Genomic DNA, 21,805 nt, shown 5'->3' on the forward strand with positions numbered 1-21,805 from the left:
GACGGTGCGGTCGACGCCGTCGGGATGGCCCGCGGGAGGCCGGCATGAACGGCCGCGCTCGTTCGCCGCGTGCCGCGTCGCCGGCACCCGCCGCGGGATGCGACGGCGTGTGCGGCAGCGCGCCGTCGCAACTGCAGCCGTTCGCGCCGGGCACCGGCCAGCGCAACCGCGCAACCGCGCCGCCGGCGCCGATGCACATCGTGCTGTTCGGCGCCGGGCACGTCGGCCACGCGCTCGTCACGCTGCTCGGCGCGCTGCCGTGCGTCGTGCAGTGGGTCGACACGCGCGACGAGCTGTTCCCGGACGAATGTCCGCCGAACGTGCAGCCGGAGCCGACCGACACGCCGGAGGCCGTCGTCGACGCGGCGCCGCCCGGCGCGTACTTCCTCGTGATGACGCACAACCACGCGCTCGACTTCTCGCTCGCCGCGCAGATCATGCGGCGGCGCGACTACGCGTACTTCGGGATGATCGGCTCGCGCACCAAGCGCGTGAAGTTCGAGCGCCGCCTCGCCGCGCGCGGCGTCGACCCGGCGCGGCTCGTCGAGATGGTGTGTCCGATCGGTGTCGCCGGCATCGTCGACAAGGCGCCGGGCGCGATCGCGGTGGCCGTCTGCGCGGAGCTGCTGCAGGCACGCTCGGGCATGCCGGTGGCCGATGCGAAGGCCGCCGCCGCGGGCCGCGCGCGCGACGACGTCAGCTGCGCACGATAACGACGCGTGGCCGATACGCCCGGCGCACGCCGGCGCGTTTTTGCCTACACTGCACGGATCGCGCGGCATCGGGCCGCGCGTCTTTCGTGCACGCACCATGTCCGATCACCGGGTCTATCTCGACGCGCTCGATGCGAGCGTCGTCGCCATCGAGCGCTGGCTGTCCGGCGCGGATACCGCGCCCGCGGCGCTCGATGCGCTGCTCGCGTCTTTCTCCACCGGTTTCACGATGATTCTGACCGACGGCCGCCTGCTCGATCGCGATGGCCTACGTGCGCTGTTCGCGCAGCTCGGCGGCGCGAAGCCGGGGTTGCGGATCGCGTTGTCGGACATTCGCGTGCTCGTCGCCGGCGCGTCGCACGTGACGCTCACCTACGTCGAAGCGCAGCATGCGGCCTCGGGCGAATTGCCCGCGCGGCGCGCGACGGCCGTGTTCGAGCGCGACGCGGCGGGCGTCGTGCGCTGGACCCATCTTCAGGAAACGTTCTGCACGGCCTGAGCGGCCGCGCGGCGTGATCGTGCGCGGGGGCGTCCCGCGTCGCGCGTCGCGCCGCTTCAGCGCTTGCGCCCGCGGGCGACCGTCAGTTCGTCGGACACGCTCTGCATCAGCGCGCACAGCCACGCGATGTCGGTCGGCCGATCGGGCTGCGGATGCGTGAGCAGGTAGCTCTTGATGCGCGGGAACGGCACGGGCGGCGCGACGACGACGAGCGGCAGCAGTTGCGCATAGTGCGTCGCGAAGCGGCGCGTCGTCGTGAAGATCAGGTCCGACTGCAGCAGCACCTGCGGCACGATCCCGAAGTACGGCAGCGTCGTCACGATGCGCCGCGTGAGGCGGGCGCGCGCCAGGCCGATCTCGATCGCGTTGCGTTTGTCGCCGGTGTACGGGGTGGGCGCGACGTGCGCGGCCGACGCATACGCGTCGCGCGTGAGCGGCACGCGGGCGAGCGGATGCGCGTCGCGCATCAGGCACACGATCGTGTCGGAGAACAGGTCCTGGCGCGCGAACTGCGGGTCGGGCTTCGGCCAGTTGCCGATCACGAGATCGAGCGCGCCCGATTCGAGCGCGCCCGCGTGGTCGAGCGCGGGATTCAGCGAATCGATCTCCAGATGGGCATGCGGCGCCGCATCGCGAAAGCGCTCGATCAGCGTCGGCATGAAGAAATCGTTCAGGTAGTCGGGCGCGGCGACGCGGAACGTGCGCCGCGCGGACGACGGATCGAAGTCGCCGTGCGGCGTCGCGATGAAATCGACCTCGCGCAGCGCGCGCGATGCGGCGTCGAGCAGCGACGCGCCGTACTCGGTCGGCACCATGCCGGATTTGCCGCGCACGAGGATCGGGTCGTTCAGCGTCTCGCGCAGCTTGCGCAGCGCGGTGCTGATCGCGGGCTGGGTCTGGTTCAGCCGCAGCGCGGCCTGCGTGACGCTGCGCTCGAGCAGCAGCGTGCGCAACACGCGCACGAGCCAGATGTCGAGCGAGGCGGTACGGTCGTCGTCTTCCATCGATTGGGGGTGAGTCCGGTGACGCGTAACCTTACCGCAGCCGCGCGTTGCCGTGCGTGATACCGGCCATCACGCGCGGCCCTTCGGCAGCGTGCTGATCCGCTTGACCTCGCGCGATTCGAGCCAGTTCGGCGTGCGCGCGCAGTACAGCACCATCGGCAGCGCGTCCTCGCCCCAGAACAGCTGCTTGTTCATCCAGAAGGTGGGCACGCCGAACACGCCGAGCGCGATCGCGTCGGCCGTGTTGCGGGTCAGTTGCGCGGCGGTTTCCTCGAATTCGATCAGCTCGTCGCCGTGGCCGACGCCGACGCGTTCGCACAGCGCCGCGAAGCCTTCCGGCGTCGACGGGTCGTTCCCTTCGCGCCAGATGAAGCGGAACATTTCCAGCACCGTCACGATATCGGCGCGCAGCGCGATCGCGAGGCGCAGGACCTTGTCGGAATCGAACGGATGCGCGGGCGGCATCTTGAAGCGGATGCCGAGCTGTTCCGCGCGAAACAGCGCATGCCGGTACGTGAACACGCGTTTGGCCGGCACGTCGGCGCTCGGGCGTTGGCCCCAGTGGCGCTGCAGGTCGGGCAGCGAGACGGCGACGGGGTTGAACGGCACGTCCGGCCATTTGTCGTGCTGTTCGAGCAGCAGATACGAGAACGGCGACACGAAGTCGAAGAACCAGGCGGGTTGGGCGGTATCGAGGCCGGTTGTCATGTCGTTCTCCAGAGGGTGGGGCGTGCGGCGCCTGGCGGCGGCCTCCATGTTACGCGGCGGCGCGCGCATGCAGCAATGATCGCGGATCGTTCGCTTACGCGGAACCGGGAGTCGCCCGGGGGGCGTCGCCGGCCGGCGGCGGGTCGGTTTCCGTGCGTGCCGGCGGATGGCCGGCGCCGGGCGGGGCCGCCGGCGCATCCTGGTCGTGCGCGGTGAGCCGTTCGCGCACGAAACCGATGTGCTCGCGCAGCACGTAGAACTGTCCCGCGTACGCGAGCGGCATCTTCATCCGGTTCACGGCTTCCTCGATGTCGTCCAGCTCGTCGAGCAGCTTGACGCGCTCGTCGGCCGTATGTTCGCCGAGCGCGCTGCGCTCGAGCGCGATCAGCGCGCCGTACCAGCGGTAGATGCGCGAGCGCACGCGCCAGCCGTACAGCGACGGCACGAGCCGCAGCCCGGGGATCAGCACGACGATCAGCGGCACGACGACGACCAGCAGCCGGTCGACGAGGCTCGCGACCCAGAACGGCAGCCGCCGGTACAAGAAGGTCTTGCCTGATTTGTAGTAGCGGGCGGCATCGTCGGACAGCGGGAAGCCGCGCGTGACGGACGACGGGAATTCGCCCGCGTGCTGCAGGATCGTCGCGTGGCCGTGCACTTCGCGCGCCGCCTCGATCAGCAGGTCGGACAGCGCGGGGTGCAGCGAGTCGCGCGCGACGAGTTCGATCGTCGGCGCGACCGTGTGGATGTCGGCGGGCGGCAGGTTGCGGCCGAGATCGTAGACGCCCATCGGCAGCGTGATCGCGGTCAGGTACGGAAAGCGCCGCGCATACGCGTCGGCCTGCGTGAACGAGTAGACGTGCACGCCCGGCGCGCGGAACAGCTTCGCCATCACCGGGATCTGCGTCGAGTCGCCCGACAGGAACGCGGCGTCGATCTTGCCGTCGAGCAGCGCGGTCGCGGCGTCCTCGCCGGCCGTCGGCAGGAGCTCGGTCGGGCCGCCCGGCACGATGCCGTTCATCTTCAGCAGCGCGAGGCTCAGTTCGCGCGCGCCGCTGCCTTCCGCGCCGAGCGCGAGCCGCTTGCCCTTGAAGTCGGACAGGCGCCCGACGACCGGGCCGCGGTACATGATCGCGAGCGGCACGTAGCCGATGCTGCCGAGCGACACGAGATGCTCGTCGCGCTCCTTCGGGCCGATGCCGCTCTGCACGAAGCCGACGTCGACCGGCGCGTTCGGGTTCGACAGCCGCGCGAGGTTCTGCGCGGAACCTTCGGACGATTGAACGTCGAGCGTGACGCCGTTTTTCGCGAGGATCGCCTTGTATTTCTGGGCGGCGTTCCAGTAGGTGCTGCCGGGCGGCCCGGACGAAATCACGAGCGTGGACGGCGGCGCAGGCTGGATCAGCTTGACCGCGAGCCAGACGGCCGCGCCGGCGAGCAGCACGGTCGGGCCGATCGACAGCGCGAGGTCGCGCCACGAGACGGCGACGAAGCGGGCGAGGATACGGCGCGGCGGGCGAGGGCGGGCAGGCTTCATGGAATCGGCGAGTGACGCTGGCGTGACGCATCGGTGACGGTCGTCACCGGACGACGCGGATGCTCGCGGCGATGGTACCCGGTTTCGCCGCCCATGCGCGAGTCGCGGCGGGATGGCACGGCGGCGCGGCGGCAGCGGCGCGCGCCGTCGCGTCAAAAGCTTTGCGCTTCCGCGGGCGCTGGATTACATTGTGCGACGCAGCCGCGCCCGAATCGCGCGCGACCCGGCACGTCATGAGACCGGGCGCGTCCGGCCGGCGGCTGTCCGGCCCGGCCGGCCCGCTTTCGCGTGCGCCGGCCGCCGGCCCGTGACGCCTCTCTCGTATCGCCGTGGAAAACACCGGCTGTCCCGCCCGTTCGCGCGCGGGCCGGCTGTTTTTGGGGGTATCCGGCCGTACTGTGCACGGCCGTTCCGGAGTGATAAGGAGATAGCATGAAGTCGATCGTGTTGAGAGCGTTGGGTGTCGCCGCCGTGGCGGCCTGTCTGTCGGGCAGCGTGTATGCGCAGTCGAGCGACGCAGCGGGTACGGAAGCGCCGTCGGCCGCGGCGAGCGCGCCGAAGGCCGCCGCGAAAACCGCGAAGAAGGCGAACCGCAAGCTCGGCTACGCGGTGCGCAAGGCCATTACGAAGGCGGGCGGCATCGACGTGGCGAACCTCGTCGTGCGTTCGAAGGGCGGCGCGATCTCGCTGGAGGGCACGGTGCCCGACCAGGCACAGATCGACAAGGCGGAAGAGGCAGCCAAGAGCGTGAAGGGCGTGACGTCGGTCACGAACAAGCTGACCGTTCAGCAGCAGTAACGCCGGGCGGCGGCGCGCGAGCGCCGCGTGCGCCCGTTTCCAGGCGGGCCCCGGCATGCCGGGGCCCGTTTGCGTTTCAGAGACCGAGCGCCGCGCGCGGCGCGGCGGCGGACCGATAACGATATCGTGGGGGCGGCGATGACGAAGCTCGGGTGGGGCAGGCGGATGGTGTGGGGAGCGGTGCTGGCCGCGGTCGCGATGCTCGGCGCCTGCAACGGCGACGAATCGGCCGAGCGCAACCGGTTGCCCGGCTTCGTGTCCGGCAGCGTGCGCACGACGGCCTACGACGGCGCGAGCGACGACCTGCTGACGGCCGGCCTTGGCAAGACGGGCCTCGCCGCGGCGAGTGCGCCCGGCTTCGCGAACCCGTCGCGGCCGACGAGCGCCGAATTGCGTCGCCTCGCGATCTGGTCGAACTACCGCGCGCTCGTCGACATGAGCGCGAACGGCGGCTACGGGCGCTTCTGGGGGCCGAACGTCGACCTCGACGGCAACGATACGCTCGGCGAAGGCAAGATCGCCGGCACCGAATATCTCGCGTATGCCGACGACGGCAGCGGCGCGAAGAACGTGACGCTGCTCGTGCAGGTGCCCGCGCGCTTCGATCCCGCGCAGCCGTGCATCGTCACCGCGACGTCGTCCGGCTCGCGCGGCGTGTACGGCGCGATTTCCGCGGCCGGCGAGTGGGCGCTCAAGCGCGGCTGCGCGGTGGCCTACAACGACAAGGGCGGCGGCAACGGCGCGCACGAGCTCGGCTCCGACACCGTGACGCTGATCGACGGCACGCTCGCCAACGCGGTGTTGGCCGGCACCGCGAGCCTGTTCACCGCGAACGTGACGAGCGGCGATCTCGCCGCGTTCAACGGCCGCTTCCCGAACCGCTATGCGTTCAAGCACGCGCATTCGCAGCAGAATCCCGAGCAGGACTGGGGGCGCGTGACGCTGCAGTCGGTCGAGTTCGCGTACTGGGCGCTCAACGAGCAGTTCGGACCGCTGGTCGACGGCGCGCGTCACGGCGTGCGCTATCGCGCGGGCGACATCACGACGATCGCCGCGTCGGTCAGCAACGGCGGCGGCGCGTCGCTCGCGGCGGCCGAACAGGACGACCGCGGCTGGATTACCGCAGTCGTGGTCGGCGAGCCGCAGATCAACGTGCGGATGGCGCCGAATGCGGTCGTGCGCGCCGGCGGCCAACCGGTGCCGTCGTTCGGCCGGCCGCTGGCCGATTACGCGACGCTCGCGAACCTGCTGGAACCGTGCGCGGCCGCGTCGGCGTCGCTCGCCGCCGCGCCGTACCTGAGCGCGCTGCCGGCCGCGACCACGCAGTCGATCCGCACGCAGCGCTGCGCGACGCTCGCCGCGGCCGGGCTGGTGGCGGGCGCCGACACGCAGAGCCAGGCGGCCGACGCGCTCGCGCAGCTCCATGCGGCCGGCTATCTGGCCGATTCCGACCTGCTGCAGGCGCCGATGTGGGATTCGCAGGCGATTCCGGCGATTGCGGTCACCTATGCGAACGCGTACACGCGCTCGCGCGTGACCGACAACCTGTGCAACTTCAGCTTCGCGACGACGAACCCGGCGACCGGCGCGGTCGCGACGCCCGCCGCGTCGCCGATGCCGGCCGTGTTCGGCGCCGGCAACGGCGTGCCGCCGACGGCTGGCATCAATCTCGTGTTCAACAACGGCGCGGGCGTCGACCACCGGCTCGCGACGCCCGACGCGAGCTTCGCGGGCGCGCTGTGCCTGCGCCAGTTGTGGACGAACGGGATGCTCGGCATGCCCGCGAACGTCGACGCGGTGCGCGTGAACGCGAACCTGCACGGCAAGCCGGCGATCATCGTGCAGGGCCGCAGCGACGCGCTCGTGCCCGTGAACCACGCATCGCGCGCGTACGTCGCGCAGAACGGCATCAGCGAAGCCGGGCGCAGCCAGCTGGTGTTCTACGAAGTGACGAACGGCCAGCACTTCGACGCATTCCTGTCGGTTCCGGGCTTCGACACGCGCTTCGTGCCGGTTCACTACTACAACGTGCAGGCGCTGAACCTGATGTGGAAGCACCTGAAGAACGGCGCGCCGCTGCCGCCGTCGCAGGTGATCCGCACGGTGCCGCGCGGCGGCACGCCGGGCGCCGCGCCCGCGCTGACGAGCGCGAACCTGCCGCCGATCTCGGCCGCGCCGGGCGCGAACGCGATTTCCGTCGGCGTCGGCACGATCGACGTGCCGCTCTGACGGCGGCCGTTGCGCCGCCTCCGACGAAGCCGGGCAGCCGTCCGGCTTTTTTCTTTGCATCGCCTGGAATCGGTCCCGTACTGCCTTTTATCCGAATGGCGAGCGCCGTAACAAATTATTACTTTACGGCCATAAATCCGGAACCTATTATGCGCCGGTATTTTCACTTAATTTAATAAATTCCAGATACGAGAATATTCCTTTCCTTTTAGTTAATCGATCCTTTCGATTTTATTCAGTTGGCCCGAGCCGCGATTGATCGCCGTTTCGCGATTAATCGGTGTCGTGCCGACCGGAATCGTTCGTCTTTTCGAAGTGAAGGCGCCTTGTCTGGCGGGCTTCGCAGGGTGTCGCCTTGTCGTCGATTTCGTGCGCATGCGAATTCGCGAAATGAATTCGTATTGCTGCGAACCGTTGAATGGTCGTTCGCAATGGAATTGATTCCATTGTGCGGTTGCAAAAAAACATGGGTGGGGTAAATCGTGCCGATCGGTATTCGCCGATCCGGTAAAAAACTCGGAGTGCGTCGCATAACGAATGCATTCCCGGTGCGGAGCGCCGGCGCAAACGATCCTTTGCGGCCGGCGGTATTTATCGTTCTGTTCGAGAGGCAATAATGACGACACGCAAGTCCTTGAAAGACGGTTTCGCGCTATTTGGAACGACCCTGAGCGTACCGCTCGCCGCGGCAGCGGCCGCGGCGCTGCTCGTCACGGGGTGCGGCGGCGACGACGGGCCGAGCCCGAGCGCGGCGGCCGCCACCGCGGCCGCGACGTCGAGCGGCAGCACGTCGGTCAATACCGACGCAACGGCCGCCGCCGCGGCCGACCAGCCGTACGTCGACACCGACGTGTACGGCACAGGGCCGAACGACGCGGTCACGGATTCGACCGAAGGCGCGGCAGTCGTGCACCGCCAGGTGACGATCGGCGGCAAGACGATCAAGTACACGGCCACCACGGGCCACCTGACGACGATCGATCCGATCACGTCGGCGCCGAACGCGAAGATGTTCTACGTTGCGTACACGCAGGACAATCCGGACCCGTCGAAGCCGCGTCCGGTCACGTTCTTCTACAACGGCGGCCCCGGTTCGTCGTCGGTCTACCTGCTGCTCGGCTCGTACGGGCCGAAGCGTCTGCAGTCGTCGTTCCCGAACTTCACGCCGCCGGCCCCGTACAAGCTGCTCGACAACCCGGACAGCCTGCTCGACCGCACCGACCTCGTGTTCATCAACCCGGTCGGCACCGGTTACTCGACGGCGATCGCGCCGGCGAAGAACAAGGACTTCTGGGGCACCGACCAGGATGCGCGCTCGATCGACCGCTTCATCCAGCGCTACCTGACCAAGTACTCGCGCTGGAATTCGCCGAAGTTCCTGTACGGCGAGTCGTACGGCACCGCGCGCAGCGCGGTCGTGTCGTGGGTGCTGCACGAGGACGGCATCGACCTGAACGGGATCACGCTGCAGTCGTCGATCCTCGACTACGCGAACGCGCTGTCCGCGGTCGGCACGTTCCCGACGCTCGCGGCCGACGCGTTCTACTGGAAGAAGACGACGCTCAACCCGACGCCGACCGATCTCGACGCGTACATGGTCCAGGCCCGCAACTACGCGGACAACACGCTCGCGCCGCTCGCGCAGAAGCCGAACCCGCAGGACGGCGGCTTCGTGAACGTGCGGCTGAACCTGAACCTGCAGACCGCGCAGCAGATGGGTTCGTACATCGGCACGGACCCGACGTCGCTGATCCAGACCTTCGGCAACCCGGCTGCGCTCGGCAACGTGCCTTCGTCGGACGACAACCCGCCGTACACGTTCTTCCTGACGCTCGTGCCGGGCACGCAGATCGGGCAGTACGACGGCCGCGCGAACTTCACGGGCAAGGGCATCGCGCCGTACATCCTGCCGAACTCGGGCAGCAACGATCCGTCGATCACGAACGTCGGCGGCGCGTACACGGTGCTGTGGAACAGCTACATCAACACCGACCTCAAGTACACGTCGACGTCGTCGTTCGTGGACCTGAACGACCAGGTCTTCAACAACTGGGACTTCAGCCACACGGATCCGACCGGCGCGAACAAGGGCGGCGGCAATACGCTGTACACGGCCGGCGACCTCGCATCGACGATGAGCGTGAACCCGGACCTGAAGGTGCTGTCGGCGAACGGCTATTTCGACGCCGTCACGCCGTTCCACCAGACGGAGCTGACGCTCGCGCAGATGCCGCTCGATCCGACGCTCAAGGCGCAGAACCTGACGATCAAGAACTACCCGTCGGGCCACATGATCTACCTGAACGACGCGTCGCGGACCGCGTTGAAGGGCGATCTCGCCAACTTCTACGACGGCATCCTCGCGAACCGCACCGCGCTGCAGCGCGTGCTGAAGCTGCAGGCGCGCACGCAGCAGATGAAGCAGCAGAAACTGCAGCAGCAGGGGCAGTAAGCGGCGCGGGCGGCCCGCGCCGCCCCGGATGGACGACAGCCCGATCGGCGCAGGCCGGTCGGGCTGTTTTTCTTGTGCGGCGCGCGCTGGGCCGGCGCGTCGTGCGCCGGACGGGAAGGGGCGTAACCGCGGAGGAAAGGGCGGCCCCGCCGCTTACGCCAGCACGAGCCGCACGCCGACCGCGACGAGCGTCGACGCGAGCAGGTTGCGCAGCAGCCGCTCGGGCGCGCGCGCCGACAGCAGGCTGCCGATCACGATGCCGGGCAGCGAACCGAGCAGCAGCGACAGCAGCATCGACCAGTCGACCGAGCCGAGCAGCCAGTGGCCCATGCCCGCGACCAGCGTGAGCGGCACCGCATGCGCGATGTCGGAGCCGACGATGCGGGTCGTCGCGAGCAGCGGATACAGCAACAGGAGCACGGTCACGCCGATCGCGCCGGCGCCGACCGACGTCATCGACACGAGCACGCCCAGCGCGGCGCCCGTCAGCACGGTCGACCACAGCGTGCGCGCGGGGTTCGGCGCGAGCGGGTTGCGTGCGGCGAAGGCCGTGAGCTGCGGCCGGAAGATCAGCGCGACCGACGTGAGCAGCAGCGCGACGCCGAGCACGAGCTGGATCATCCGCGCGGTGCCCGGCGTGTTCATCCCGTGCGTGTGCAGCCACCACAGCGTGAGCGCCGCGGCCGGCACGCTGCCCGCCGCGAGCCGGCCCGTGATACGCCAGTCGATCGAGCCTTTCAGGCCGTGGACGAGCGTGCCGGTGGCCTTGGTCGCGGCCGCGTACAGCAGGTCGGTGCCGACCGCCGTCGCGGGGTGGACGCCGAACAGCAGCACGAGAATCGGCGTCATCAACGAACCGCCGCCGACGCCCGTCAGGCCGACGAGGATGCCGACGAACAGGCCGGACAGGGAGTACAGCAGATCGATATGGGGAAGCGACATCGGAAGCAGGCGGTTATGCGGCGTTCGGCGGCGGCGCGCGGCCGCGGCGCGCGCATCAAAGTCCGCCATTGTCGCAAAAGTGACGCGTCAACGTACGACTGCGTTAAAAATCGGCGGGGGAGCTCACGCGGCGGCCGCCGGCGGGGCGTCAAACGGGCGTTTGAGCAGGGGCGGGCCGAGGATCGTCGGCCTGAACGGTAAGACGAGCCGGGTGCGTATGCCGCGCATCCGGCATGCGCAAAAAAGGGCGCGACACTGCGCGCCCCGATTCGACGCCGGTTCCCGCCCGGCTGCCGACGGTCAGTGCATCGCGGGGCCGGCGCCTTCGACCGCGCGTGGCGGCCGGATCCGCAGCGCGAAACCGATCAGCGCGGCCACGGCCGCAAACGCCGCGCCGAACGCGAATGCCGCGCGGTAGCCGGCGTTCAGCGCGTCGAGCGGCGCGGCTTGCGCCGCCGCGAGCGCGTCGGTGCGGGCGCCGGCGAGGCTGGCGAGGACCGCGAGCCCGAGCGCGCCGCCCATCATGAACGCGGTGTTGACGATGCCCGACGCGAGCCCGGAATCGGCCGGGTCGACGTCGTTCATCGCGGCGAGCAGCACCGGATTGAACGCGACGCCCGCGCCGATGCCGAGTAGCGTCATGCCGGGCAGCACGTGCCACACGAAAGCGCCGTCGACCGGCGCGCGCGCGAACAGCGCGAGGCCGCACGCCGCGATCAGCAGGCCGACGGCGATCGGGCCGCGGATCCCGAAGCGCATCACGATGCGCGCCGACAGCCCGAGCGAGAATGCGGCCATGATCAGGTTCGCGGGCAGGAACGCGAGGCCGACCTGCAGCGGCCCGTAGCCGAGCACCCGCTGCATGTACAGCGCGGACAGGAAGAACCACGCGAACATCGCGGCCGCCCACAGCACGGCGATCGCGTTTGCGAGCGCGACGTTGCGGGCGGCGAACAGCGTGAGCGGCATCAACGGATGCGCGGCGCGCGACTCGATCGCGATGAACAGCACGAGCAGCACGACGGCCGCGCCGATCAGCGCGACGGTCTGCGTCGACAGCCAGCCGGCCTCGTTGCCGCCGACGATGCCGTAGACGGCCAGCATCAGCGACGCGGTCACGGTGATCGCGCCGGCGACGTCGAGCCGTGCGGTGCCCGCCGGCGCACGCGTGCGCGGCAGCAGCGCGACGCACATCGCGTAGACGGCGACGCCGATCGGCAGGTTGACGAGAAAGATCCAGTGCCACGACAGCGAGCTTGTCAGCAGCCCGCCGAGCAGGACGCCGATGCTGCCGCCGCCCGCGCACACGAAACCGTAGACGCCCATCGCGCGTGCGCGTTCGCCGGGTTCCGTGAAGAGGTTCATGATCAGCGACAGCGAGACGGCCGACACGACCGCGCCGCCGAACCCCTGCACCGCGCGTGCGGCGATCAGCATCCCCTGCGATTGCGCGAGGCCGCACGCGAGCGACGCGAGCGTGAACGCGACGAGGCCCGCGAGGAACATGCGCCGCTGGCCGTACAGGTCGCCGAGCCGGCCGCCGAGCAGCAGGCAGCCGCCGAACGTCAGCAGGTATGCATTGACGACCCACACGAGGGCCGTTTCGGTGAAGTGGAGATCGGTGCTGATCGACGGCAGCGCAACGTTCACGATCGTGCTGTCGAGCACGATCATCAGCACGCCGAGGCAGAGCACGATCAGCGCGTACCAGCGCTTCTCGCCGTGAATCCCGTGGGTCATGGGCTTGCAGCCTTCCGATAGTTATTTGAAAGGATGCATTGTAGATGCCGGCGGCGCGCGCTTCCTGCCGGTTTGTGGCAGGAGCGTCGCGTAGTGGCGCGCGCGGCTGCGGCGCGCGTGGAGCGGGATGAGCGTTACGGCCGAGCCGGCAGTTCGCAGCCGTCGGGGCCGCAGGCGGCCGCGTCGCCGCCGCCGGGCTCGACGATGCCGTCGCGCCACGCCTGGTCGAGCGCCTGCGCGAACGCGTCGGCCGGCTGCGCACCCGACACCGCATAGCGGTCGCCGAACACGAACAGCGGCACGCCGCGCCCGCCGATTCGTGCGGCGCGCGCGATGTCGGCTTCGACTTCGTCGCGATACGCGTCGCTGCGCAACACGGCTTCGACGGCCGAGCGCTCGAGCCCGGCTTCGACCGCAAGCTCGGTCAGCTCGGCATGATCGAACAGCGAGCCGTGCTCGCAGAAATAGGCGCGGTAGAGCCGCTCGGTCAGCGCTTGCGCGCGGCCCGACGCTTGCGCGAGCTTCACGAGCCGGTGGCCGTCGAGCGTGTCGCCGACGAGCGTGCCGGGCAGGTCGTAGCGCAGCCCCACGCTCGCGGCCGCATCGGTCACCTGGCGCAGCATCTGGTCGACCTGCGCAGGCGCCATCCGGTATTTGCCGGCCAGCATCGCCTCGACCGGCTCGACGGGTTGGCCAGGCATCAGCCGGTACGCGCGCAGCGCGACGTCGACGCGGTCGGCGTGCGCGAACGCGGCCAGCGCCTCGTCGAAGCGGCGCTTGCCGATCCAGCACCACGGGCAAATCAGGTCGGACCAGATTTCGACGGTCAGGGTCGGGCGGGCAGTTGGGGCGGGAGCGGTCGTCATGGGCGGTCCGGGCGGCAAAAAAATGTAACCGAGACTATATCACTTTATGTTTCGACGCTTCGTCGCTCGCGCAACCGCGTGGCACGGTGCGAAAGGGGCGCGCCCGCGTGTCGCGAAGCAGGGGCGTGGAACTGCCGGCCGGTACCGACGACCGGGCTACCGCGATGGCGCCCGCCGCGTCGCGCTCACGCGTCGCCCTGCGTTTCCTTCAGGTGCTTGAGATGCTTGTAGACCGTCGCGCGCCCCATCCCGAGCACGTTCGCGACGTAGTTCGCCGCGCTCTTGCCGCGGAACGCGCCTTCCGCGTACAGCGCCTCGACGAGCTCGCGCCGGTGCTCGCGCGTGAGCCCGTTCAGCCCGACCTGCCGCTCGCGCAGCCAGCCGTGCAGGAACGTGTTGATGCGCTCCTGCCAGTCGTCGCGGAACAGCTCGTCGGGCTGCGCGACGACGCCCGCGCCCTTGATGAACAGGTCGAGTGTCGCGCGCACTTCGTCGAACACCGCGATGTTGAAGTTGATGCACATCATCCCGGCCGGCCGGCTGTCGTCGTCGAACAGCACGTTGCTGACGCAGCGCATCCGCCGGCCGTCCCAGTTCAGCTTCTCGTACGGGCCGATCACGCGCTCGCGCGCCGAATGATCGATTTCCTCGAGCGCGGAATCGTCGCCGACCTCGCGCTTGGACAGGTTGTTCGCGAGATACAGCACGGTCTGGTCGTGCAGGTCGTGGATCACGACTTCCGCGTACGGGAAGAACAGTGCGGCGATACCGTCGGCGATCGGCGCATAGCGGGTGAGCAGCAGGTCTTTGACGGGAGATTTCTTCTTGCGCATCGGTGTCGCGATCTCGGGTGGGCGGAAGCCGGGCAGCGTGTCGGGGCGGCGAGCCGGCGCACCGTCGGCCGGCATGCCCGTGCGCCCGCGCGCGGCCGCCGCGGCGGTTGCGCCATTGTATCGGCCCCGCGTGCGCGTGCCGTTCATGCGTGCGTCAGATGCGTGTACAGCGCATGCGCGATCGCGATGTCTTCGAGCCCGAGGCCGATCGAGCGGAACAACGCGTGACGCGTGCGCGACGGCGCCGCGCAGGTGCCGGCGACGAGCGCGGGCAGGTCGCCGACGATCCGGCCGGCATCCCAGCCGTGCTCGGCCGCCGCGATCTGCATCTCGCCGGCGCTCGCGGGTGTCGTGTGCCGGTAGTCGCAGTAGACGTCCATGTCCGGCAGCCACGCGGGCGGGATTTCGTGCGCGCGCGCGACGTTCGTGCTGATCGACGTGACGAGCGCGGGGCGCGTGAGCATCCCGTCGCCGAGTACGGGCGTGCCCGACGACGTGCACAGCATCACCACGTCCGCATCGCGCACGCAGGCCTCGATGCTCGCCGCCGCGCGGGCGCGCGGGTCGAGCGCGGCGAGGGCCGCTTGCTGTGCGGCGTCGCCGGCGAGCGCGGGCGAGTACACGCGGATCGTGTCCCAGTCGCGCAGCGCCGCCGTGTGCCTGAGGTGCGCGATGCCGACCGCCCCCGTGCCGACGATCGCGAGACGACGGGCGTCGCGCGGCGCGAGGCAGTCGACCGCGAGCGCCGTCGTGCCGGCCGTGCGTTCGACGGTCAAGAGCCCCGCGTCGCACCACATCAGCGGCTGGCCGGTTTGCATCGACATCAGCGCGGTCCATGCGGTGACGATCGGTCTCCCGTCGGGTTGGCCGCCCGCCACGATGTACGGCGACAGCTTCGCGCCGAACACCTGCGCATCGGCGAGCGCGCCGAGATACGTGATGAAGTCGCCGGCCCGGTCGGGAAACAGCGTGAGCGTCTGCGGCGGCTGCACCGCGCGCGCCGCGGCGAGCGAAGCGAACATGCGGCGCAGCGTGCCGAGCACGTCGAGCGACGGCAGCGCCGCGCGCACTGCGGCTTCGTCGACGATCAGCGGCGGGGTGGGGACGGTTTGCGTCATCGGACATCTCCGGTTCGGGCTGGACAGAAAGTCTCGAAAGACGGCGTCCGGCGGGTTCGTGATGGACGAAAAGTCTAATATAGACAAACGAAGTCGGGAGGATTTTTCTTTTCGAGACGTCGTGTCGTTGCCGGGTTCATGGAAAAAGCCATGGAATCAAAGGCATCCGGAAGCAGGCGACGAAATTCCGACGTCGAGAAACGACGCGGCATTCTCGTATCCCCTATAGTCTATAGTAGACTTTAAGTCTATATTTCGCGTGCAGGATCCGGCACGCCGCCACGCGGCTGCGTGCGTCGGATGCTGCCCTGGCGCCCGGTCGAGGGCGTCGTGCGACCGATCTTCAGCCTCAATCCGGAACAGAAGGACCGTCATGAACTGGAAACTTTCCCTTTGCGCCGCTGCGGCGCTCGCGTGCGCGGCCGTCGCGGCCCATGCGGAACAGACCACGCTGCGCTTCGGGATCGAAGCCGCCTATCCGCCGTTCGAGAGCAAGACGCCGGCCGGTCGGTTGCAGGGGTTCGACGTCGACATCGGCAACGCGGTGTGCGCGAAGCTGAACATGAAATGCGTGTGGGTCGAGAATGCGTTCGACGGGCTGATCCCGGCGCTGCAGGCGCGCAAGTTCGACGCGATCAACTCTGCGATGAACATCACCGCGAAGCGCAAGCAGAGCATCGACTTCACGCCGGCGATCTACGTGGTGCCGATCGTGATGGTGGCGAAGCACGGCTCGCCGCTGAAGCCCGACGCCGCGAGCCTGCGCGGCAAGCACGTCGGCGTGCTGCAAGGCTCGTCGCAGGAGGATTTCCTGAAGGCACACTGGGCCGACGCGGGCGTGGCCGTCGTGTCGTACGCGGATCAGGACCAGATCTACGCCGATCTCGTCGCGGGGCGCCTCGACGCGGCCGTGCAGGAAGCGCAGACCGCGCAGGACGGGTTCCTCGACAAGCCGGCCGGCCGCGACTACCAGATCGTCGGCGAGCCGCTGAAGGATCCGGCGACGCTCGGCGAAGGCACCGGCTTCGGGATGCGCAAGAACGACAAGGCGCTGCAGGCGAAGATCGTCGGCGCGCTCGACGCGCTGAAGCAGGACGGCACGCTGAGCGCGCTGTCGCGGAAGTACTTCAAGCGCGACATCATCGCGAAGTAAGCGCCGCCGTGCGTCGGCCGCGGGGCCGGCGCACGGCGCCTCCCATCTCGACGCAGTGCGGGGAACCATGGATTTCGACGTCATCGTTCTGGGGGCCGGCATCGTCGGCGTGTCGTCGGCGTTGCATCTGCAGGATCGCGGGCTGCGCGTCGCGCTCGTCGACCGGCGCGCGCCCGGCGAGGAAACCAGCCACGGCAATGCGGGGCTGATCGAGCGCTCGTCGGTCGTGCCGTATGCGTTTCCGCGCCGGCTCGGCACGCTGCTGCGCTACGCGCGCAACCGTTCGGTCGATCTCTATTGGGACTACAAGGCGCTGCCCGAGTACGCCGGCTGGCTCGCGCGCTTCTGGCGCGAATCGTCGCCGCAGCGGCTCGCGGCCGCCGCGCGCGACCTGCTGCCGCTCGTCGCGGCGAGCGTCGTCGAGCACGATGCGCTGCTCGCGCGCACCGACGCACAGCCGCTCGTGCACGACGGCGGATGGATCGAGGCGTTTCGTTCGCCCGCGCTGTTCGATGCGGAAGCGCGCGCCCAGCAGCGCGTGGCCGACGCGCACGGGCTGCGGATGACCGTGCTCGACGCGCCTGCGCTGCGTGCGCGCGAGCCCGGTATCGGCGGCGCCTTCTGCGGCGCCTTCCACTGGCAGGACCCGAAGACGGTGTCGAGCCCGGGCGGGCTGACCAAGGCCTATGCGCGGTTGTTCGAGCGCGACGGCGGCACGTTCGTGCGCGGCGACGCGACGACGCTCGCGCAGGTGGATGACGGCTGGCAGGTCGGGTCCGAGCACGGGCCGATATCGGCGCGCTCGGCCGTGGTCGCGCTCGGGCCGTGGTCCGATCGGGTGTTCGCGCCGCTCGGCTACCGGATTCCGCTGCGCGCGAAGCGCGGCTATCACATGCATTACCTGCCGACCCGCACGCTGCTGAACGTGCCCGTGTGCGATACCGAGGAGGGCTTCGTCGTCGCGCCGATGGAGGGCGGCCGCCTGCGGCTCACGACCGGCGTCGAGATCGCGCCGCGCGACGCGCCGCCGACCGGCGTGCAACTCGCACGCGCCGAACCGCTGGCGCGCGACGCGTTCGGCATCGGCGAGCGGCTCGATCCGGAGCCGTGGCTCGGGATGCGGCCGTGCACGCCCGACATGCGTCCGGTGATCGGGCCCGCGCCGCGCCACCGCCATTTGTGGTTCGCGTTCGGCCACTGCCATCACGGGCTCACGCTTGGGCCCGCGACCGGCCGTCTGCTCGCCGAAATGATGACGGGTGCGCCGACCTATATCGATCCCCATCCGTACCGGCCCGCACGCTTCGGTTGAACCCGCGGCGCGCAGATGCGGTTTCGGCCACCGGCATGCATCGGTAGCAATGCGTGCCGTTCACAGTTTTTCATTTTGCCGTCCGGATTATCGAAATCCGCGCAATCTGAAATGACCTGCGTAATCGATAAGAAAGAAAATCTCGCGATAAAAGAAAATCAGCAAATTCGCGATTTATCAATGCATTTTCATATTGCTGAAATGCGTAATGGGCAGCCGGCTCCGACGGTATAGGTCCCATCGCGGCCGCATGCTCCGGCGGTACGCGGCATGTACCGGAACACGTTACCGCGGGGCTCGCAAACGTTACGTTACATCCGTGTTCCGAAGGCCTTTTTCATCAGACGATTAAGGCGCTGCAATCCACCGATTTCGCTTGAAATCAATTAAAAAAGCCTTATTGACGATCAACAGATAGGCGAAACGGCCGGTTTTTGGAATTGGCACGCTTCGTGCAATCCGTCCCCATGCTTTGTCAACGTAGTGCCAACCGAGATGGGGAAAATAACGATGGGACAGAACTTCAAATTGACGGGTGTGGCGCTGTCGGTCGCGACGGTGTTCGGGGTGCTGGCTTCGGGTTCCGCGATGGCGGGCGCCCTCGATGCGCTGCCGATCCCGCAGGTGATCGTCAATCCACCGACGAACAGCGTGTCGGTCGGGCTGGTCGCGACGGGCACGTCGCCGCTGGGCTCGGTGACCGTGACGGCGGGCGGGTCGGGCGCGATCCAGACGTCGCTCGGGGAGCCGGGGCAAGTGCTGTCGGGCGCCGTGGGGGCGGTGACGGGCGCACTCGGCGGTGGCGGCGGCACGGTGCAGCCGCTCGCGCCGGTGCAGGGCGTGGTGAATCAGGTGACGGGGGCGCTCGGTGGCGGTAACCCGGCGGGCGCGTTGACCGGCGCACTCGGCACGGTGACGGGTGCATTGGGCGGGATCGGTGGCGGCACGAACCCGCTGGCGCCGGTACAGGGCGTGGTGAATCAAGTGACGGGGGCGCTCGGTGGCGGCAATCCGGCGGGTGCGTTGACGGGGGCAATCGGCACGGTGACGGGCGCACTGGGTGGGATCGGCGGTGGCGCGAACCCGCTGGCGCCGGTACAGGGCGTGGTGAATCAAGTGACCGGCGCGTTGAGCGGCGGCAACCCGGCCGGTGCATTGACCGGTGCATTGAACACGGCAACAGGCACGCTGAGCAATGCACTCGGCACGGCAACGGGTGCACTGGGCGGGATCGGAGGCGGTTCGAACCCGCTGGCGCCGGTGCAAGGTGTGGTGAATCAGGTAACGGGTGCGCTCGGTGGCGGCAACCCGGCGGGAGCGTTGACCGGCGCACTTGGCACGGTGACGGGCGCACTGGGCGGAATCGGAGGCGGCGCGAACCCGCTGGCGCCGGTACAGGGCGTGGTGAATCAAGTGACCGGTGCATTGAGTGGCGGCAACCCGGCCGGTGCATTGACCGGTGCATTGAACACGGCAACCGGCACGCTGAGCAATGCGCTCGGCACGGCAACGGGCGCGCTCGGTGGCGGCAACCCGGCGGGAGCGTTGACCGGCGCACTTGGCACGGTGACGGGCGCACTGGGCGGAATCGGAGGCGGCGCGAACCCGCTGGCGCCGGTACAGGGCGTGGTGAATCAAGTGACCGGTGCATTGAGTGGCGGCAACCCGGCCGGTGCATTGACCGGTGCATTGAACACGGCAACCGGCACGCTGAGCAATGCGCTCGGCACGGCAACGGGCGCGCTGGGCGGTATCGGAGGTGGCACGAACCCGCTGGCGCCGGTACAGGGTGTGGTGAATCAAGTGACGGGCGTGTTGAGCGGCGGTAACCCGGCCGGTGCACTGACGGGCGCGCTGAACACGGCAACCGGCACGCTGAGCAGCGCGCTCGGCACGGCAACGGGCGCACTGGGCGGAATCGGTGGCGGCGCGAACCCGCTGGCGCCGGTGCAAGGTGTGGTGAATCAGGTAACGGGCGCGCTCGGTGGCGGTAACCCGGCGAGTGCGCTGACTGGCGCAGTGGGCACGGTGACCGGCGCACTGGGCAATCTCGGCGGTGGTTCGAATCCGCTGGCACCCGTTCAGGGTGTCGTGAACGGCCTCACGAGCACGATCGGCGGCGGCGATCCGGCCGGTGCACTGGCCGGTGTCGTTGGCACGGTCACGGGGGCACTGGGCAACCTTGGCAGCGGCTCGAATCCGCTCGCGCCGGTGCAGGGCGTGGTGAACGGCGTTACGGGTGCGCTTGGCGGCGGCAATCCGGCAGGCGCGCTGACCGGCGCACTCGGCACGGTAACGGGCGCACTGGGCGGCGTCGGCGGTGGCAACCCGGCAGGCGCGCTGACCGGCGCACTCGGCACGGTAACCGGCGCCCTGGGCAACCTCGGCGGTGGCGCGAACCCGATCACCCCGATCCAGAACATCGTGAACCAGGTCACGGGCACGCTCGGCAGCGGCAACCCGGCCGGCGCACTGAGCAACGCGGTCAACACGATCACGGGCACGCTCGGCAACGTCGGTGGCGCAGGCGGCCCGCTCGCGCCGGTGCAAGGCGCCGTCACGCAACTCGCCGGCACGCTCGGCAACGGCGATCCCGCCGGTGCGCTGACGAACGCGCTGAACTCGGTGACGGGCGCGCTCGGCGGCGCGAACCCGCTGGCGCCGGTGCAGGGTGTCGTGAACCAGGTCGTCGGCACGCTGTCGGGTGCGGGCGGCGGCAGCCCGATCACGCCGATCACGAACCTCGTCAACGGTCTGCAGAACGCCCTGCCGGGCGGCAATCCGGCCGGCGCGCTGACCGGCGCACTCGGTTCGGTGACGGGCGCGCTCGGCAATCTCGGCGGGACCAACCCGCTGGCGCCGGTGCAAGGCGTCGTGAACCAGGTGGTCGGTACGCTCGGCGGCAGCAACGCGGCCGGCACGCTGAGCAACGCGGTGGGGACGGCCACGGGCGCGATCGGCAATGCGGTCGGCTCGGTGGCGGGCGCGCTCGGCGCCCTCGGCGGCACGAGCCCGCTGGCGCCGGTGCAGGGTGTCGTGAACCAGGTCGTCGGTACGCTCGGCAGCGGCAATCCGGCCGGCGCCCTGACGGGCGCGCTGAACTCGGTGACGGGCGCTCTCGGCAACCTCGGCGGTTCCAACCCGCTGGCGCCGGTGCAAGGCGTCGTGAACCAGGTGGTCGGCACGCTGTCCGGCGCGGCCGGCAACAGCCCGATCGCGCCGATCACGAACCTCGTGAGCGGCCTGACGGGCGGCGCCAACCCGGCCGGCGCACTGACCGGCGCGCTCGGTTCGGTGACGGGCGCGCTCGCGTCCGGTCCGGCGGCGCTCGGCCAGGTGGCCGGCGCGCTGTCGGGTGCGGCCGGTTCGACGGCAGCGGCAGGCGGCAGTCTGCTCGGCTCGGGCGCGAATGCGGCCGGCGGCACGGCGGGCGCGGTGGGGTCGCTGCTGACGACGGGTGCCAACTCGACCGCGACGGTCGTCAATGCGGTCGGCACGTCGGCGGGCACGGTGCTCGGCTCCGCACCGAGCCTGTCGGTGACGCCGCATTCCGGCAACAGTTCGCCGAACAACCCGCTCGCACCGGTGACGACGCTGCTCCAGTCGCTGACCGGCGCACTGCCGAGGTAACCGGCCGAAACCGCACGACGGCGCCGCATCGGCCGTCGTGCGCAACGGTCGCGCAACGCGGGTCGCGCAACGCGGCATGACAGCGATGTCGTGCCGCGTCGTCATTTCGGGCTTCCCGTTTTCTTTCGTCGCATGAAGGATCGCCGCCGCTCGTCGTGCCGCGTTACGGCATGGCGTGCGATGGAATAACCGGCCGTCGCCGTCCGTTTACATACCGAGTTCCGGCACGGCCGGCCGGCGGGATAATGATCGCGACGCAGCCGATCGTCCC

Annotated in this window: 16 protein-coding genes; 8 read left to right on the top strand and 8 right to left on the bottom strand. The window is 69.5% G+C overall.

Annotated features, from left to right (window positions below; translation table 11 throughout):
• Window positions 1–44 precede the first annotated feature (44 nt).
• Together xdhC and WS54_RS17000 are read left to right on the top strand one after the other, a co-directional pair.
• Complete coding sequence (xdhC, locus tag WS54_RS16995) at window positions 45–713, top strand: xanthine dehydrogenase accessory protein XdhC (protein ID WP_034206548.1); 669 nt, start codon at window positions 45–47, stop codon at window positions 711–713.
• Between the two features lie 97 nt (window positions 714–810).
• Complete coding sequence (locus tag WS54_RS17000; protein WP_059779390.1) at window positions 811–1,212, top strand: nuclear transport factor 2 family protein; 402 nt, start codon at window positions 811–813, stop codon at window positions 1,210–1,212.
• 56 nt (window positions 1,213–1,268) lie between these two features.
• Here the strand turns inward: WS54_RS17000 and WS54_RS17005 are convergent, their stop codons facing one another.
• From WS54_RS17005 to WS54_RS17015, 3 genes are all read right to left on the bottom strand, one after another.
• Complete coding sequence (locus tag WS54_RS17005; RefSeq protein ID WP_059779393.1) at window positions 1,269–2,216, bottom strand: LysR family transcriptional regulator; 948 nt, start codon at window positions 2,214–2,216, stop codon at window positions 1,269–1,271.
• 69 nt (window positions 2,217–2,285) lie between these two features.
• Window positions 2,286–2,924 (bottom strand): 2-hydroxychromene-2-carboxylate isomerase, encoded by a 639-nt coding sequence (locus WS54_RS17010; protein ID WP_059779395.1) that lies wholly within the window; start codon window positions 2,922–2,924, stop codon window positions 2,286–2,288.
• Window positions 2,925–3,018: 94 nt separating this feature from the next.
• Window positions 3,019–4,461: a TAXI family TRAP transporter solute-binding subunit gene (locus tag WS54_RS17015; RefSeq protein ID WP_059779398.1), complete on the bottom strand. Its 1,443-nt coding sequence runs from the start codon at window positions 4,459–4,461 to the stop codon at window positions 3,019–3,021.
• Between the two features lie 432 nt (window positions 4,462–4,893).
• On the opposite strand from WS54_RS17015, the gene WS54_RS17020 reads away from it, so the two are divergent.
• From WS54_RS17020 to WS54_RS17035, 3 genes are all read left to right on the top strand, one after another.
• Window positions 4,894–5,259 (top strand): BON domain-containing protein, encoded by a 366-nt coding sequence (locus WS54_RS17020; protein WP_059779400.1) that lies wholly within the window; start codon window positions 4,894–4,896, stop codon window positions 5,257–5,259.
• 138 nt (window positions 5,260–5,397) lie between these two features.
• Entirely contained in the window at window positions 5,398–7,488 is a 2,091-nt protein-coding gene (locus WS54_RS17025; RefSeq protein WP_059779403.1) for a D-(-)-3-hydroxybutyrate oligomer hydrolase, read from the top strand.
• A 616-nt stretch (window positions 7,489–8,104) separates the two neighbouring features.
• Window positions 8,105–9,940: a S10 family peptidase gene (locus WS54_RS17035; protein WP_059779405.1), complete on the top strand. Its 1,836-nt coding sequence runs from the start codon at window positions 8,105–8,107 to the stop codon at window positions 9,938–9,940.
• A 153-nt stretch (window positions 9,941–10,093) separates the two neighbouring features.
• Here the strand turns inward: WS54_RS17035 and WS54_RS17040 are convergent, their stop codons facing one another.
• From WS54_RS17040 to WS54_RS17060, 5 genes are all read right to left on the bottom strand, one after another.
• Window positions 10,094–10,882, bottom strand: coding sequence for a sulfite exporter TauE/SafE family protein (locus WS54_RS17040; protein ID WP_059779789.1), 789 nt, complete (start codon window positions 10,880–10,882; stop codon window positions 10,094–10,096).
• Between the two features lie 300 nt (window positions 10,883–11,182).
• Window positions 11,183–12,622 carry a DHA2 family efflux MFS transporter permease subunit gene (locus tag WS54_RS17045; protein ID WP_059779407.1) on the bottom strand — a complete coding sequence of 480 codons (1,440 nt, stop codon included), beginning with the start codon at window positions 12,620–12,622 and terminating at the stop codon, window positions 11,183–11,185.
• Window positions 12,623–12,756: 134 nt separating this feature from the next.
• The gene (locus WS54_RS17050) at window positions 12,757–13,488 is read right to left on the bottom strand and encodes a DsbA family oxidoreductase (protein ID WP_059779409.1); all 732 of its coding nucleotides are present in this window, start codon (window positions 13,486–13,488) and stop codon (window positions 12,757–12,759) included.
• A 185-nt stretch (window positions 13,489–13,673) separates the two neighbouring features.
• Window positions 13,674–14,468, bottom strand: a complete 795-nt coding sequence (locus WS54_RS17055; protein WP_059779412.1) for a helix-turn-helix transcriptional regulator — start codon at window positions 14,466–14,468, stop codon at window positions 13,674–13,676.
• Window positions 14,465–15,439 (bottom strand): ornithine cyclodeaminase family protein, encoded by a 975-nt coding sequence (locus WS54_RS17060; protein WP_059779415.1) that lies wholly within the window; start codon window positions 15,437–15,439, stop codon window positions 14,465–14,467. Before WS54_RS17060 ends, WS54_RS17055 begins: the two co-directional genes overlap by 4 nt.
• Before the next feature lie 373 nt (window positions 15,440–15,812).
• Between WS54_RS17060 and WS54_RS17065 the strand changes: the two genes are divergently transcribed.
• The 3 genes from WS54_RS17065 to WS54_RS17080 all read left to right on the top strand — a co-directional run bounded on the left by WS54_RS17065 (window position 15,813) and on the right by WS54_RS17080 (window position 21,534).
• Window positions 15,813–16,592, top strand: coding sequence for an ABC transporter substrate-binding protein (locus tag WS54_RS17065; protein WP_059779418.1), 780 nt, complete (start codon window positions 15,813–15,815; stop codon window positions 16,590–16,592).
• A 67-nt stretch (window positions 16,593–16,659) separates the two neighbouring features.
• Window positions 16,660–17,904 carry an NAD(P)/FAD-dependent oxidoreductase gene (locus tag WS54_RS17070; RefSeq protein WP_059779420.1) on the top strand — a complete coding sequence of 415 codons (1,245 nt, stop codon included), beginning with the start codon at window positions 16,660–16,662 and terminating at the stop codon, window positions 17,902–17,904.
• A 510-nt stretch (window positions 17,905–18,414) separates the two neighbouring features.
• Window positions 18,415–21,534, top strand: a complete 3,120-nt coding sequence (locus WS54_RS17080) for a beta strand repeat-containing protein (protein ID WP_059779422.1) — start codon at window positions 18,415–18,417, stop codon at window positions 21,532–21,534.
• The last annotated feature ends 271 nt before the right edge of the window (window positions 21,535–21,805 follow it).

Source organism: Burkholderia sp. NRF60-BP8 (genome assembly GCF_001522585.2).
Lineage (GTDB): Bacteria > Pseudomonadota > Gammaproteobacteria > Burkholderiales > Burkholderiaceae > Burkholderia.